Below are 14,092 nucleotides of genomic sequence, written 5' to 3' on the forward strand. Positions count from 1 at the left end.
CAGGGCCTGGGCCGGGCCGCCGACGCGGAACCAGGTGAGGTCGGCAAGCGACGGGTTCGCCAGCAGCCGGCCGCGCAGGCCGGGGGCGGCGGCGCGGATCGCGGGCGTGATGTCGGGGAAGACGGTCATGCTCTCGTGCCTAAGCTGCCGCCCGCATCGCGCCAACCCCAGTCGGCTCGAACGCGCGGCATCCCCCTCACCCCTTCAGCGCAGCCAGCTCGCCCGGCAGCGCGTAGGCCCATTGGGTGATGTTGCCGGCTCCCAGGCACACGACGTAGTCGCCGGGCTTGGCAAGCCCCGCCACCATGCCGGCGAGGTCGTCCGGATACTCCAGGGCCTGCGCGTCCCGGTGCCCGCGCGAGCGCAGGCCAGCGACCAGCCCGTCGCGGTCGATGCCCTCGATCGGCGCCTCGCCCGCCGCGTAGACGGGGGCGACGATCACCGTGTCGGCATCGTTGAAGCAGGTGCAGAAATCGTCGAACAGGGATTGCAGGCGCGAGTAGCGGTGCGGCTGGACGATCGCGATGACGCCGTGCTCCGTGGAGGCGCGGGCGGCCTTGAGCACCGCCTTGATCTCCACCGGATGGTGCCCGTAATCGTCGAAGATCTGGGCCCCGTTCCACTCGCCCGTCTTGGTGAAGCGGCGCTTGACGCCGCCGAAGCCGGCCAGCGCCCGGCGGATCGCCTCGGCCGGCACGCCGAGTTCGTGCGCCACGGCGAGGGCCGCGGTGGCGTTCAGGGCGTTGTGCTTGCCGGGCATGGGCAGGACGAGGTCCTCCATCTCCAGCCGCAGGCCGGGGCGGCGGTCGCGGATCATCACCCGGAAGCGGCTCATGCCCCCGCGCAGGTCCACGTCGAGGAGGCGCACGTCGGCCTGCGGGTTCTCGCCGTAGGTGATGATCCGCCGGTCCTCGATGTGGCCGACGAGGTCCTGCACGATCGGGTGGTCGATGCACATCACCGCGAAGCCGTAGAACGGGATGTTGTCGATGAAACGCCGGAAGGCCTCCTTGACCGCCTCGAACGAGCCGAAATGGTCGAGGTGCTCCGGGTCGATGTTGGTGACGATGGCGACGTCGGCCGGCAGCTTGAGGAAGGTGCCGTCCGACTCGTCGGCCTCCACCACCATCCACTCGCCCTCGCCCATGCGGGCGTTGGTGCCGTAGGCGTTGATGATGCCGCCGTTGATGACGGTGGGGTCCATGTTGCCGGCATCCAACAGGGTGGCGACCAACGACGTCGTGGTGGTCTTGCCGTGGGTGCCGGCGATGGCCACGCAGGACTTGAAGCGCATCAGCTCGGCCAGCATCTCGGCCCGGCGCACCACCGGCAGGCGGCGCTCGCGGGCGGCCGACAGCTCCGGATTGTCGCGCCGGATCGCGGTGGAGACCACGACGAGGGCCGCCTCCTCGACGTTCTCGGCCGCGTGGCCGACGAAGGTCTTCATGCCCTTGTCTGCGAGGCGGCGCACGTTGGCGTTGTCGGAGGCGTCGGAGCCCTGCACCGTGTAGCCGAGGTTGTGCATCACCTCGGCGATGCCGGACATGCCGATGCCGCCGATGCCGATGAAATGGATGGGGCCGAGCTTGTCGGGCAGCTTCATGGGAGGAACCGTTCTCGTCGGTCGCGGGACCCGCCGAGGCGGTATCCCGAAAGAATCAGGTGCGGGCGGCCGTGTCGGTGACGACCGTGGCGAGCCGCTCGGCGGCGTCGTGTATGCCCGCGCTTTTGGCGGCCTCGGCCGCCGCGGTCAATTTTTCGGGCTTTTCGAACAGTTCGACGAGCTCGGCCGTGAGCCGGTCGGGGGTGAACTGGGCCTGCGGCAGGGCCAGCGCCGCGCCGATGGCCGCCAGCGTCGCCGCGTTGGCGGCTTGGTCCTGGTCGAGGGCCCCGGGCAGCGGCACCAGGATCGAGGGCCGGCCGATGGCGGCGAGTTCCGAGACCGTCGAGGCGCCCGAGCGCGCGACCACGAGGTGGCTCATCGCCATCCTGGCCGGCAGGTCCTTGAAGAACGGCGCCGCCTCGATCCCTGCGAGACCCATGGCGAGGTAGTCGTTCTGGACCGCGGTGAGGTCTTCGGGCCGGACCTGCTGCACGAGGTGCAGGCGGGCGCGCAGGTCCGCCGGAAGCTGCGCGATCGCCCTGGGCACGACCTCGCCCATCACCTTGGCGCCTTGGCTGCCGCCGAAGACGAGGAGGCGTAGGCTGTCCTCCGGGCCGAGCGCCGGGTAGGCGGTCCCGGCCGCCTCGATCACTGCGGGACGGAGGGGGTTGCCGGTGTGGATGCGCGGCGCGCCGGCCTTGTCGGGGATGCCGCGCACGGTCTTGAAGCCGGTGGCGATGGTGCGCGCGCCGCGGGCGAGGAAGGCGTTGGCCCGGCCCATCACCGCGTTCTGCTCGTGCAGGATCGTCGGCACCCGCAGAAGCTGGCCGGCGAGCACGGGCGGCACGGTCGGGTAGCCGCCGAAGCCGACGATGGCCGCCGGGTTGATCCGGCGGATCGCCCGCGCCGCCGCGCCGAAGCCGCGCCCCAGGGTCAGCACCGCGCCCGCCCGCCGCAGCGCCGAGCGGCCGGACGGGGTGGCGGAGGTGATCGTGACGATCTCGGAGGCCGGGAAATCGCCCGCGATGGAATCGACCCGCGCATCGGTGGCGAGCACCACCCGGATGCCGCGGGCGCGCAGGACATGGGCCAGGCTCTCGGCCGGGAACAGGTGCCCGCCGGTGCCGCCCGCGCAGAGCAGGATGGTGGGCGTGAAGACCGTCACCGCATCACCCCGGCGACGGTGGCCGGGGCCGTGCCCGGCGGCTTCTGGCTCAGCATGGTGGTGCGCGGGCGCTTGCGGGTGAGTGCCACCAGGAAGCCCATGCCCAGCGCCAGGGAGATCAGCGACGACCCGCCGTAGGAGACGAAGGGCAGCGTCATGCCCTTGGCGGGCATGAGCTGGGTGTTGACCGCCATGTTGATGCAGGCCTGGAGGCCGAACAGGGTGATGAGGCCGGTGATGGCGAGCCGCGAGAAGGTGTCGTCGGTGCGCCGCGCGAGCTTGAGGCCGCGCAGGACGATGTAGGCGAACAGGGCCACGAGGCAGAGGCAGACCAGCACGCCGAACTCCTCGCCGGTGACGGAGAAGATGAAGTCGGTATGTGCATCCGGCAGGTGGCGCTTGGCCACCCCCTCCCCCGGCCCGGTGCCGAACCAGCCGCCCGAGCGGAAGGATTCCTGCGACCAGAAGGTCTGGAAGCTGTCGCCGGAATCCTTGTCGAGGAAGCGGTTGAAGCGCTCGCGCACGTGGTGGAAGAAGGTGTAGGCGGCGAATACGCCGACGAGCCCGAGCACGCCGAGCACCGCGACCCAGATCAGGTGCAGGCCGGCCACGAAGAACAGGGCGCACCAGACCAGGGTGATCAGCATGGTCTGGCCGAAATCCGGCTGGAGCAGCAGGGGCACGATGGTGACGGGCAGGAGCAGGATCGCCAGGAAGCCGCCCGGCATGTCGCGCCGCTGCGCGCCCTCCGAGAAGGCCCAGGCGGCCACGATCACGAAGGCGGGCTTGACGAATTCCGAGGGCTGGAGGCCGAAGGAGCCGAACTGTATCCAGCGGTGCGCGCCCTTGATCTCCGGGCCGAACTTTCCGGCGAGCAGACAGAGGACGACGCCGACGATCCAGGTGCCCAACGCCAGCCGGCGGATGCCGCGCAAGGAGAGGAACGAGACCGCGCAGATCATCAGAACCGTGGGCGCCAGGTACATCGCCTGCCGGTTGAGGAAGTAGAAGGTCGGCAGGCCGATACGCTCGGCGACCGGCGGACCGCCACCCATCAGGAAGACAAGACCGGCGACCATCAGCGCGGCCAGCGCCGCCAGCAGGCCGCGATCGACCGTCCACCACCAGTCCGTCAGGGGCGTGCGTTCCGCGCGGGACATCATGGGCGTGCGAGGACCTGTGTGCGGTCGCGAAAGGCAGCGCGACGGTCCGGACGATCCTGTGCCGGAATGGTGAACGCTTCCTTATCCCGCTCCACGTCGAGCGCGATCCGCGATGATCGGCGGCGGCATCCGTCCCATGCTTCCCTTCCGGGATCTGGAACTTGAAGTAGGCGCGAAGGCGCCGCCGGTGCCGCCTGCGGTTCGATGTCGAAGGGTCAGGCACCGGACATCGTCTCGGGACGATCCGTCCCTGGCGGGGCCCGGTCGCCCTGTCCGGTCTCGCTTCGATCCGGACGCCGGGCCGTTCCAACGAAGAGCCGGAACGGGCCGACCGCCTTGGTTGAAAAGAGGTTTTTGTGGCGACCCCGGTTGGGCTCGAACCAACGACCTGCCGCTTAGAAGGCGGCTGCTCTATCCAGCTGAGCTACGGAGTCTGATGCGGAATCTCGTCTAGCAGGCCCTTTTTGCGAAGTCGATAACGCTCCCATCCGTCACCGGACAGCGACCTAAATCCCTTGGGCGGAAGGCAGTCCGAAGCGCATCCGGTCGACCGTCGTCCGAGGTTCCCGGATCGCCGCCTGTTCATGCGCACTCTCCTGCGGCCGTCCGAATCGTGCCTCTCCGGGCAGCTCGGGCGGACGCCATCACGACGTCGGTCGCCGCCCTTCACGCCCATGGTTCAAGGCGAGGGCCTCGGCGTCGCCGTCGTTCGCGCTGTTGCGCACCGCCTCCGGGTAACCCGCCGTGGGAACAGGGCGACCGCGCCTGCAAGGGGCTGTTCCTCCGCGTGCAGGCCCGGGGACGCATCTGGTTCGTCCGGGGTCGATACCTGAGGCCGGAATACCGGGTCCGTCAGCCAAGGCGCAAGGTCGTGATGCCGGCAACGATGATCAGCGCCGCGACGGCCCGGGTGGCGACCAGGGGTTCCTTGAGGAACACGACCGCGATGAGCGTCGCGAACAGCACGCTGGTCTCACGGGTCGCGGCGACGAGGGCAATCGGCGCCACCGTCATCGCCCAGATCGCGATCCAGTAGGAGCCGAGCGCCAGGAGGCCACCGCCGAGGCCCGGCAGCGCAAGGCCCCGCGCCAGGCGCAGGACGCCGGTCCCGCGGGTCCACAGGACAAAAAGCGGCAGCGGAACGGCGTCGACCACGAAGAGCGCCGCGGCGTAGGCGTGCGGGTCGCCGGCGGCTCGGGCGCCGAGCCCGTCCACCAGGGTGTAGCCGCAGATCAGCAGGGCGGTCAGCGCCGAGAAGCCGAGACCGGCCCGGCTCAAGGGCTTTTTCCCCCCCTTGGCGAACGCCATCAACGTCACGCCGGCACACAGGATCGCGATGCCGAGTACCGCCAGCGGCGCGACCGCCTCGTGCAACACCAGCAGCGAGGCGAGGCCCGTGAGCAGCGGCGCGCCGCCCCGGGCGATCGGGTAGACCTGTCCCATATCCGCGTGACGGTAGGCCTCGGCCAGGGCCACGTAGTAGCCGAGATGAAGGACGATCGAGCCGGCGAGCCAGGGCCAGGATGCCGCGACCGGCACGTCGAACCAGATCAGCGCGGGAAGGGCGAACAGCCCGGCCGAGGCCGAGATCAGCGCCATCGTCAGGATCGGTTCGAGGCGCAGCTTGGCCGCCGCGTTCCAGCCGGCATGCATGCAGGCCGCGGCGAGCACGGCGGCGAAGACCGGGAGGCTCATGCCCGTGGCGTTCATGATGGCGAAAGTCCTGCGCGTCGTCCGGTGCTCGCGCGGGATCGGGACGCCGCACGGCCGTCGCCATCTAGCGCAAGGCCGCTACAAACGACAGCACAAAACCACATAAAACCACATCAGGCCGCAAAGAGCACCGTCATGCCGCGACGGCTGAGGCCATCCGCCATCGCCGCGGGCGGCTCGGCATCGACGATCAGGCCGCTCCCCGGCGGAATCGGGGCGAGGCGGATCGGTGTGAGGCGACCGAACTTCGTGCGGTCGGCGACGACGTAGCCACGCGCGGCCGTCGCCAGCATGCGGATGCGCAGTTCGGTCGGAATCGGTGCGAAGTCGGTGATCTCGCCGTCCGCCGAGATTCCGCCGGCGCCGACGAAGGCGATGTCGGCACGGAAGCGCGCCAAGGCCGCGATCGCCTCCGTGCCGAAGGCGGCCTCGTCCGAGCGTTCGATCTCGCCGCCGAGGAGGTGGACCCGGATTCCCGCGATCCGGCATAGCAGGAGGCCCGCCGGCAGGCTGTTGGTGCAGACCGTCAGCCCTTTCGGCACCGGCCGGTCGAACTGCGGATCGATGCCGGCGAGGGCGCTGGCCACCGCCAGCGTCGTCGAGCCGGAATCGAGCACCACGACCATTCCGTCCTCGACGAGGCGTGCCGCGGCCCGGCCGATCGCCGCCTTGCCGTTCGGGTTGTCGCGCTCCCGCAGGGCGAGTGCCGGCTCGTCGGCACGCCGGGTCGCTCCGCCGTGGACGATGGCGAGGCGCCCGCGCTCCGCCAATACCTTGAGGTCGCGCCGGATGGTCTCGCGCGAGACGGCGAATCGCGCCGCCATCGCCTCGACGCTGATGCTGCCATCCCGGCCGAGTCGCGCGAGGATCTCGTCCTGGCGGCGGGCGGCGAGGGCACGGGGTTCCGGCTTCCGGAGTTCCTGGCTCGTCATTCGGAGTCCCGCGCGTCAGCCTCGGTGGCCAGCCCGAACACCGCCCGGATCAGGCGCAGGTTCCGCCGCCGTGCGAGGCAGGCGATGGCGTGGCGATTGGTGAGGTCCGGACCTGTGATCGGAATCGTCGCGATCCGCGCATCGCTGCCGCATTCCAGCGACGAGACGATGCCGATACCGATGCCCACGGCGGCGGCCTCGATCACGGCCTCCCGGCTGTCGAGTTCCATCAGCACGGCGGGGACGATGCCGTGTTTCCGGCACGCGCGATCGAAGGTCTTTCGAGTCACGGAGCTCGGCTCCCGCAGGACCATCGCGGCACCGTCGAGATCGCGAAGATGGAGCATCTCGCGACCCGCCAGCGGGTGAGCGTGATTTACCACCGCGCAGATGCGCGAGACCGCGATCTCTTCCAGGTGCAGGTCGGGGTGGATCTCGGCGTCGGTCAGCATCGCGACGCTCGCGCGCTCCGCCAGCAACGCCTCGCGAGTCTCGGCGGCATTGCCCAGGATCAACCCGACGACGATGCCGGGGTGACGCGCCTGCAGCCGCGCGAGGAGCGGCATCACGATGTGAGGGCTGTCCACCGCGATCTCGATCCGGCCTGAGACCAAGGTCCGGTTGGCTTCCAGCAGATCCTCGGCCTGCTCGACGAGACCGAACAGCGGGCCGGTCAGGTCGGCCAGCGCTCTGCCTTGCGGGGTCAGTTCGGCACTGCGGGCCGTGCGCCGGAACAGGACGAGGTCGTAGCGCTCCTCAAGGGCCTTGATGTGCCCCGTCACCGCCGGCTGGCTGATGCAGAGCCGCCGCGCCGCACGGGTGAAGCTGCCCTCGCGCGAGACCGCATCGAAGGCCCGGAGCTGGAACAGGTTCACGGCGCCCCCTCGTCGGCGTGTCATCGGCAAGACTGATGCCAAGCATCACGACAAACGATTTGATCTGATGGGTCGCCGAATGGCAAGTTTCACGCACCCCGAAGCGCCCGCCCCTCGAAGCTTCCCGAGTCGGATCGAGCAGGACGACGATGACATCAGCCACGCCCATCCTCCTGACGCCCGGTCCGCTCACGACCTCGCAGCGGACGCGGTCGGCGATGCTGACCGATTGGGGCTCCTGGGACGACGGCTTCAACGCGCTCACCGCCAGCGTCTGCGGGCGCCTTCTGGCGATCGCCAACGGCACCGGCAGCCATGTCTGCGTGCCGCTCCAGGGCAGCGGCACGTTCGCGGTCGAGGCGGCGATCGGCACCTTCGTCCCGCGCGACGGCAAGGTGCTTGTTCTCGTCAACGGCGCCTACGGCAAGCGGCTGGCGAAGATCTGCGCCGCGATGGGCCACGACCACACGGTCTACGAGACCGCCGACGACGTCCCCACGACGCCCGAGGCCGTGGACGGCCTGCTCGCGGCGGACCGCGCCATCACCCATGTCGGCCTGATCCATTGCGAGACCAGCACGGGCATCCTCAATCCGCTGCCCGAGATCGCCGCCGTGGTGGCGCGCCACGGCCGCGGCTTGATCGTCGACGCGATGAGTTCCTTCGGAGCGCTTCCGATCGATGCGGGTACGGTGCCGTTCGAGGCGCTGATCGCGGCCTCGGGCAAATGCCTCGAAGGCGTACCCGGCATGGGTTTCGTGATCGCGAAAGCCGACGCCCTGGCGAAGGCGGAGGGCAACTCGCCGTCCCTGGCGCTCGATCTCCACGACCAGCACGTCTACATGCGGCGCACGGGGCAATGGCGCTTCACGCCGCCGACACACGTCGTCGCCGCGCTCCACGAAGCCCTGCTGCAATACGAGGACGAGGGCGGCCTGCCCGCACGACACGCCAAATATGCCCGGAACTGCGAGGTACTGATCCGCGGCATGGAACGGCTCGGACTGAGGAGCTTCCTGCCAGCGCGGATCCAGGCGCCGATCATCGTCACCTTCCACGCGCCGGCAGATCCCAAGTACCGCTTCGCCGACTTCTACGCAGCGGTCCGCGAGCGCGGGTTCATCCTCTATCCCGGCAAGCTGACCCAGGTGGAGACCTTTCGCGTGGGCTGCATCGGCCACGTCGAATCGGCCGACATGGAACGCGCGGTCGAGGCCGTTGCCGACGCCTTCCGCGCGCTATCCATCACGACGCTCTGATCGAACTCCGGCACGCGAGACCCGCCATGTCCTACACGCCTCCCAAGAAGCTCCAGGCCGCGATCCTCGATTGGGCCGGCACCGTCGTCGATTTCGGCTCCTTCGCGCCGACCCAGATCTTCGTCGAGGCCTTCGCCGAGTTCGGCGTCGAGGTCAGCTTGCCCGAGGCGCGCGGGCCGATGGGCATGGGCAAGTGGGACCATATCCGCACGCTCCTGAACCAGCCCGAGATCGCCGCGCGCTACGCCGCCGCCCGCGGGCGCAAGGCCAGCGACGATGACGTTACCGCGATCTACGAGCGCTTCATGCCGCTCCAGATCGAGAAGATCGCTGATCATTCCGCGGTGATACCCGGAGCCCTGGACGCCATCGCGACACTTCGGACTAAGGGACTCAAGATCGGTTCGTGCTCGGGCTACCCGGCGCGCGTGATGGAGCGGGTGGTCGCGCTCGCCGCCACCAACGGCTACGTCGCCGACCATGTCGTGGCCACGGACGAGGTCCCGAACGGCCGCCCGTGGCCGGCCCAGGCGCTCGCCAACGTGATCGCGCTCGGCATCGACGACGTGGCCGCCTGCGTGAAGGTCGACGATACGGTTCCGGGCATTCTGGAGGGGCGCAAGGCCGGGATGTGGACGGTCGCCCTGACCTGCTCGGGAAACGCGCTGGGCCTGACTCACGAGGCGTTCCGGGCCCTGCCGGCCGAACGCCTCGCGGCGGAGCGGACGCGGATCGGCGCGATGTTCGCCGATTCGAAGCCGCACTTCCTGATAGACACCATCGTCGACCTGCCGGGCGTCGTCGACGACATCAACGGCCTGCTCGCCGCCGGGCGCATGCCGCAATCCTGTTGAGGGAGGAGCGCCTCGGCGCAACCACACCGCATCCTGAGCGCATGTCGGTCGAAGTATTCGTGGATAACCTACGACAATATGTCGTGGGTTTTTCCTATTTTTCTTGAACAAACGACCGAAACTCACGATCAATGAGCAATAAACAGGCAATAATTGCGAAAAGCATGGACTTGATCGAAAGATGCTTCGTCTTTCTAATGTCATGGATTGGGCATTAAGACCGTTGCGACGACAGCAGACCGGAGTACCGTCCATGAAAGCCCTCGCCCTCCTGATTCTCGCACTCGCGACGCCCGTCGCGGCCGAGGCCGCCGAGCGCACCAAGCTCACGATCTACACCGCCCTGGAGAACGACCAGCTCGGGCCGTTCAAGGCGGGAATCGAGCGGGCGGTCCCCGAGGTCGAGGTGGTCTGGGTGCGCGATTCGACGGGCGTCATCACCGCCCGGTTCCTGGCCGAGAAGGACAATCCCCGCGCCGACATGGTGCTGGGGCTGGCCGCCTCCAGCCTGCTGATGTTCGAGAAGCAGGGGCTGCTCGCCGTCTACGAGCCGAAGGGCGTGGCCGCGCTGAAGCCGGCCTTCCGCGACTCCTTCGGGCCCTACAGCTGGACCGGCACCGACGCCTCGATCGGCGTCGTCTGCTTCAACGTCGCGGAGGCGGAGAAGGACGGCGTGAAGACGCCCGTGCGCTGGGCCGACCTGCTGGTGCCCGCCCTGAAGGGCAAGATCGTGATGCCCCACCCGACCTCCTCGGGCACCGGCTACCTGCTGGTGGCGGGCTGGCTCCAGGGCATGGGCGAGGAGGCCGGCTGGGCCTTCATGGACAAGCTCCACGACAACATCGCCGCCTACCTGCACTCGGGCTCCGCCCCGTGCGTGCAGGCGGCCCGCGGCGAGCGCACCGCAGGTCTCTCGCTCGACATGCGCGGCGCCGCCGAGAAGACCAAGGGCGCACCGCTCGCCGTCGTCGTACCGTCCGACGGCACCGGCTGGGACGAGGAGGCCTACGCCATCGTCGCGACGACCAAGCAGCTGGAACTCGCCCGCAAGGTCGCCGACTGGGGGGCCACCAAGTCGGCCAACGAACTCTACGCAAGGAGTTACGCCGTGGTCGCCTATCCCGGCGTCGCCACCATGCCGGCGAACTACCCCGCCAATGCCGAGGCGGCGATGATCAAGAACGACCTCGGATGGATGGCCGACAACCGCGAGCGCGTCCTGGCCGAATGGTCGCGCCGCTACGAGGCCAAAGCCGCCAAGAAGTGAGGGCGGACGGGAGACCGTTCCGGTTCGCACACGACCCCAGCCTCCGAGGGTGGACGCCATGACAGTCGGTGACGTGACGCCGTTCCTGAAGGTCGATGGCCTGTCGAAGCGCTACGGAGCCTTCACGGCCCTGGACCGGATCGATCTGGAGATCGGGCGGGGCGAGTTCGTCTGCTTCCTCGGCCCCTCGGGCTGCGGCAAGACCACCGTGCTCAGGCTGATCGCCGGCCTCGACCGGCAGGACGAGGGGCGGATCGAGATCGGTTCCCGCGACGTCTCGTCGGCCCCGCCCGCAGAACGCGATTTCGGCATCGTGTTCCAGTCCTATGCCCTGTTCCCGAACCTCACGGTCGGGGACAACGTCGCCTACGGCCTCGTCAACCGCCGGATGCCGAAAGCGCGGGTCGCCGCCCGCGTCGCGGAGCTGCTGGCGCTCGTCGGCCTGCCCGACCAGCGGGGCAAGTATCCCGTCCAGCTCTCGGGCGGGCAGCAGCAGCGGGTGGCGCTGGCCAGGGCACTGGCCACATCGCCGTCGCTGCTGCTCCTCGACGAGCCCCTCTCGGCGCTCGACGCGAAGGTCAGGACCCGTCTGCGCGAGGAGATCCGGCTGCTGCAGAAGCGGCTCGGCATCACCACGATCATGGTCACGCACGATCAGGAGGAGGCGCTCGCCATGGCCGACCGGGTCGTGGTGATGAACCGCGGCAGGATCGAGCAGGTCGGCACGCCCGAGGACATCTATCGCCAGCCGGCCTCGGCGTTCGTGGCCGACTTCATCGGGGCCATGACCTTCCTCGACGCCACCGTCGGAGGCCCGTGCCAGATCCGGGTCGGCAGCGTCGACCTCGTCTGCGAGGACGGCCGGGGCTTCATCCCCGACAGCCCGGTGCGCCTCGGCTTCCGCCCCGAGGAGATCCGGGTCGGCAACGTGCGGGCCACCGACGTCAACGCCATCGAGGTGCGGGTGCGCAGCCTCGAGTTCCTCGGTTCGTTCTACCGCGCGCGGCTGGAGCCGAGCCGCGACCTCGGCGGCTCGCTCGTCGCCGACCTCTCGGCCAACCTCCACGGCGACCTCGCCATCGCCGAAGGCCAGTACCTCTACGTCTCCCTGCCGCCGGCAGCCCTCCGGGCCTTTCCGGTGGCTTCGCGCCCGTGAAGCCGGTCATGGCCCGGACCATCGTCGCCGCGGCATTGCCGGAGGCCGTTCCGGCGCGGAGCCGCGCCCTGCCGGAGAACCTGGTCGGGACCGTCCTCGTCGCCGGACTCTGCCTGCTGCTGGTGCTGATCATCGCCCTTCCGCTCGGAACGCTGCTGATCAAAAGCCTGGAAACGCCCGCGGGCGGCCTTGCCGGCCTCGACAACTTCCGCACGTACTTCTCGACCCCGACCCTGGTCGACGCGCTGCTCAACAGCCTCACCGTCGCCACGACCACGGTCGCGATCGTGGTGCCGCTGGCCTTCGGGTATGCCTACGCGCTGACCCGCACAGCAATGCGGTTCAAGGGCGTGCTGCTGGCGCTGGCGCTGCTGCCCCTGTTCGCGCCGTCTCTGCTCTCGGGCATCGCGCTCACCTACATCCTCGGCAACCAGGGGTTCCTGCGCGGGATGCTGTTCGGCCGGACGGTCTACGGGCCCATCGGCATCACCATCGCCGAATGCCTGTACAGTTTTCCGCATGCCCTGATCATCCTCGTCACCGCGCTGGGCCTTTCCGACGGGCGCCTCTACGAGGCCGCCGCGGCGATGGGCACCGGCCGGCTGCGCACCTTCGTCACCGTGACGTTGCCCGGCGCCCGCTACGGTCTCGTCAGCGCGGCCTTCGTGGTCTTCACCCTGGTGGTGACCGATTTCGGCATCCCGAAGGTGATCGGCGGCCAGTATTCCGTCCTCGCCACCGACGCCTACCGCCAGGTGGTCGGCCAGCAGAACTTCCCCATGGGGGCGGTGGTCGGCCTGCTGATGCTGGTGCCGGCCGTGCTCGCCTTCGCCGTCGACCGGCTGATCCAGCGGCGGCAATCCTCGCTGCTCTCGGCCCGCTCCGTTCCCTACGAGGCCAAGCCCAACCCGGTCCGCGACCGCCTGTCGCTCGCCTATGCCGGCCTGGTGACCGGTGTCGTCGTCGCCACCTACGGCGTCGCGGTCTGGGCCTCGTTCATCCGCTATTGGCCCTACAACCTGTCCTTGACCCTCGACCACTACGACTTCGCGGCGGCCGATGCCGACGGCTGGGGGCCCTACTGGAATTCGCTGGTCATGGCCCTGTCGGTGGCCGGCATCGGCACGGTGGTCGTGTTCTGCGGCGCCTACCTGATCGAGAAGCTCAAGCTTTTCCCCACGGGCCGCGCCTTCGCCCAGCTCCTCGCCATGCTGCCGCTGGCGGTGCCTGGCCTGGTGCTGGGCCTGGGCTACGTGTTCTTCTTCAACGCGCCCTGGAACCCGCTCAACGTCCTCTACGGAACGCTGGCGCTGCTCGCGATCAACACGCTGGCGCATTACTACACCGTGGCCCACGTCACCGCGACGACGGCTCTCAAGCAGATCGATCCGGAGTTCGAATCGGTCTCGGCCTCGCTCAAGGTCCCGTTCTGGCAGACGTTCCGGCGGGTCAGCCTGCCGATCTGCATGCCGACCGTGCTCGAACTCGCCGTCTACCTCTTCGTCAACGCGATGACCACGGTCTCGGCCGTGATCTTCCTCTACGGACCCGACACCAAGTTGGCGGCCATCGCCATCGTCCACATGGACGAGGCGGGCACCACGGCGACGGCCGCCGCGATGGCCAGCGTGATCATGGCCACCGCGCTCGCCGCGCGCCTCCTCCTCGCCCTCGTCCATCGCTTCGTCATCGCCCGGGCGCAGGCCTGGCGGCGTCGCGAGGTCTCGGCATGACCGGAACGGTGCTGCTCCTCGACCTCGCGGGCTGGGTCGCGCTGCTGCTCTGGGGCATCCACATGATCCGCACCGGGGTGCAGCGCGCCTTCGGCGGCGACCTGCACCGCGTGCTGGGCGCCAGCCTCGACCACCCGGTCAAGGCGCTGCTCGCCGGCCTCGGCGTCACCATGCTGCTGCAGAGCAGCACCGCGACCGGGCTGATGGCCACGGCCTTCGCCGCCGGGGGGCTGGTCGAGCTGATGCCGGCCCTGGCCGTGATGCTGGGGGCCAACATCGGCACGGCGCTCATCGTCAAGGTCCTGTCGTTCGACGTCGCGATGGTGGCGCCCGTGCTCGTGCTCGTCGGAGCGGTCGCCTTCCGCCGGGCCT

General features: G+C 69.4%; 12 protein-coding genes, 1 tRNA gene and 1 pseudogene. 6 read left to right on the forward strand and 8 right to left on the reverse strand.

Features of this window, described 5'->3' with window-relative positions; all coding sequences use genetic code 11:
• The 8 genes and pseudogenes from COGEMETH_RS03985 to COGEMETH_RS04020 all read right to left on the reverse strand — a co-directional run.
• Window positions 1–129, reverse strand: a pseudogene (locus tag COGEMETH_RS03985) (UDP-N-acetylmuramate dehydrogenase); the annotation flags it as partial.
• 67 nt (window positions 130–196) lie between these two features.
• The gene (murC, locus tag COGEMETH_RS03990; RefSeq protein ID WP_238181314.1) at window positions 197–1,603 is read right to left on the reverse strand and encodes a UDP-N-acetylmuramate--L-alanine ligase; all 1,407 of its coding nucleotides are present in this window, start codon (window positions 1,601–1,603) and stop codon (window positions 197–199) included.
• A 55-nt stretch (window positions 1,604–1,658) separates the two neighbouring features.
• Entirely contained in the window at window positions 1,659–2,768 is a 1,110-nt protein-coding gene (gene murG / locus COGEMETH_RS03995) for an undecaprenyldiphospho-muramoylpentapeptide beta-N-acetylglucosaminyltransferase (RefSeq protein WP_238181315.1), read from the reverse strand.
• Complete coding sequence (locus COGEMETH_RS04000) at window positions 2,765–3,931, reverse strand: FtsW/RodA/SpoVE family cell cycle protein (protein WP_238181316.1); 1,167 nt, start codon at window positions 3,929–3,931, stop codon at window positions 2,765–2,767. The genes murG and COGEMETH_RS04000 overlap by 4 nt, the downstream gene beginning before the upstream one ends.
• Before the next feature lie 357 nt (window positions 3,932–4,288).
• Window positions 4,289–4,365: transfer RNA gene (locus COGEMETH_RS04005), tRNA-Arg, on the reverse strand.
• 418 nt (window positions 4,366–4,783) lie between these two features.
• Window positions 4,784–5,641, reverse strand: coding sequence for an EamA family transporter (locus COGEMETH_RS04010; RefSeq protein ID WP_238181317.1), 858 nt, complete (start codon window positions 5,639–5,641; stop codon window positions 4,784–4,786).
• Between the two features lie 116 nt (window positions 5,642–5,757).
• Window positions 5,758–6,576, reverse strand: coding sequence for a DeoR/GlpR family DNA-binding transcription regulator (locus COGEMETH_RS04015; RefSeq protein ID WP_238181318.1), 819 nt, complete (start codon window positions 6,574–6,576; stop codon window positions 5,758–5,760).
• Window positions 6,573–7,451 carry a LysR substrate-binding domain-containing protein gene (locus tag COGEMETH_RS04020; protein WP_238181319.1) on the reverse strand — a complete coding sequence of 293 codons (879 nt, stop codon included), beginning with the start codon at window positions 7,449–7,451 and terminating at the stop codon, window positions 6,573–6,575. Before COGEMETH_RS04020 ends, COGEMETH_RS04015 begins: the two co-directional genes overlap by 4 nt.
• Window positions 7,452–7,600: 149 nt before the next feature.
• Here COGEMETH_RS04020 and COGEMETH_RS04025 point away from each other — a divergent pair, with 149 nt between their 5' ends.
• From COGEMETH_RS04025 to COGEMETH_RS04050, 6 genes are all read left to right on the forward strand, one after another.
• Entirely contained in the window at window positions 7,601–8,710 is a 1,110-nt protein-coding gene (locus tag COGEMETH_RS04025; protein WP_238181320.1) for a 2-aminoethylphosphonate--pyruvate transaminase, read from the forward strand.
• A gap of 26 nt (window positions 8,711–8,736) precedes the next feature.
• Window positions 8,737–9,564, forward strand: coding sequence for a phosphonoacetaldehyde hydrolase (gene phnX / locus COGEMETH_RS04030; protein ID WP_238181321.1), 828 nt, complete (start codon window positions 8,737–8,739; stop codon window positions 9,562–9,564).
• Between the two features lie 253 nt (window positions 9,565–9,817).
• Entirely contained in the window at window positions 9,818–10,831 is a 1,014-nt protein-coding gene (locus tag COGEMETH_RS04035; protein WP_238181322.1) for a putative 2-aminoethylphosphonate ABC transporter substrate-binding protein, read from the forward strand.
• 58 nt (window positions 10,832–10,889) lie between these two features.
• Complete coding sequence (locus tag COGEMETH_RS04040) at window positions 10,890–11,987, forward strand: putative 2-aminoethylphosphonate ABC transporter ATP-binding protein (RefSeq protein WP_238181323.1); 1,098 nt, start codon at window positions 10,890–10,892, stop codon at window positions 11,985–11,987.
• 8 nt (window positions 11,988–11,995) lie between these two features.
• Entirely contained in the window at window positions 11,996–13,720 is a 1,725-nt protein-coding gene (locus tag COGEMETH_RS04045; protein WP_238181324.1) for a putative 2-aminoethylphosphonate ABC transporter permease subunit, read from the forward strand.
• A partial coding sequence (locus COGEMETH_RS04050; RefSeq protein ID WP_238181325.1) for a Na/Pi symporter occupies window positions 13,717–14,092 on the forward strand: 376 nt, incomplete at its 3' end. The genes COGEMETH_RS04045 and COGEMETH_RS04050, both read left to right, overlap by 4 nt.

It is taken from the genome of Methylobacterium trifolii (genome assembly GCF_022179685.1).
GTDB classification, from domain to species: Bacteria; Pseudomonadota; Alphaproteobacteria; order Rhizobiales; family Beijerinckiaceae; genus Methylobacterium; species Methylobacterium trifolii.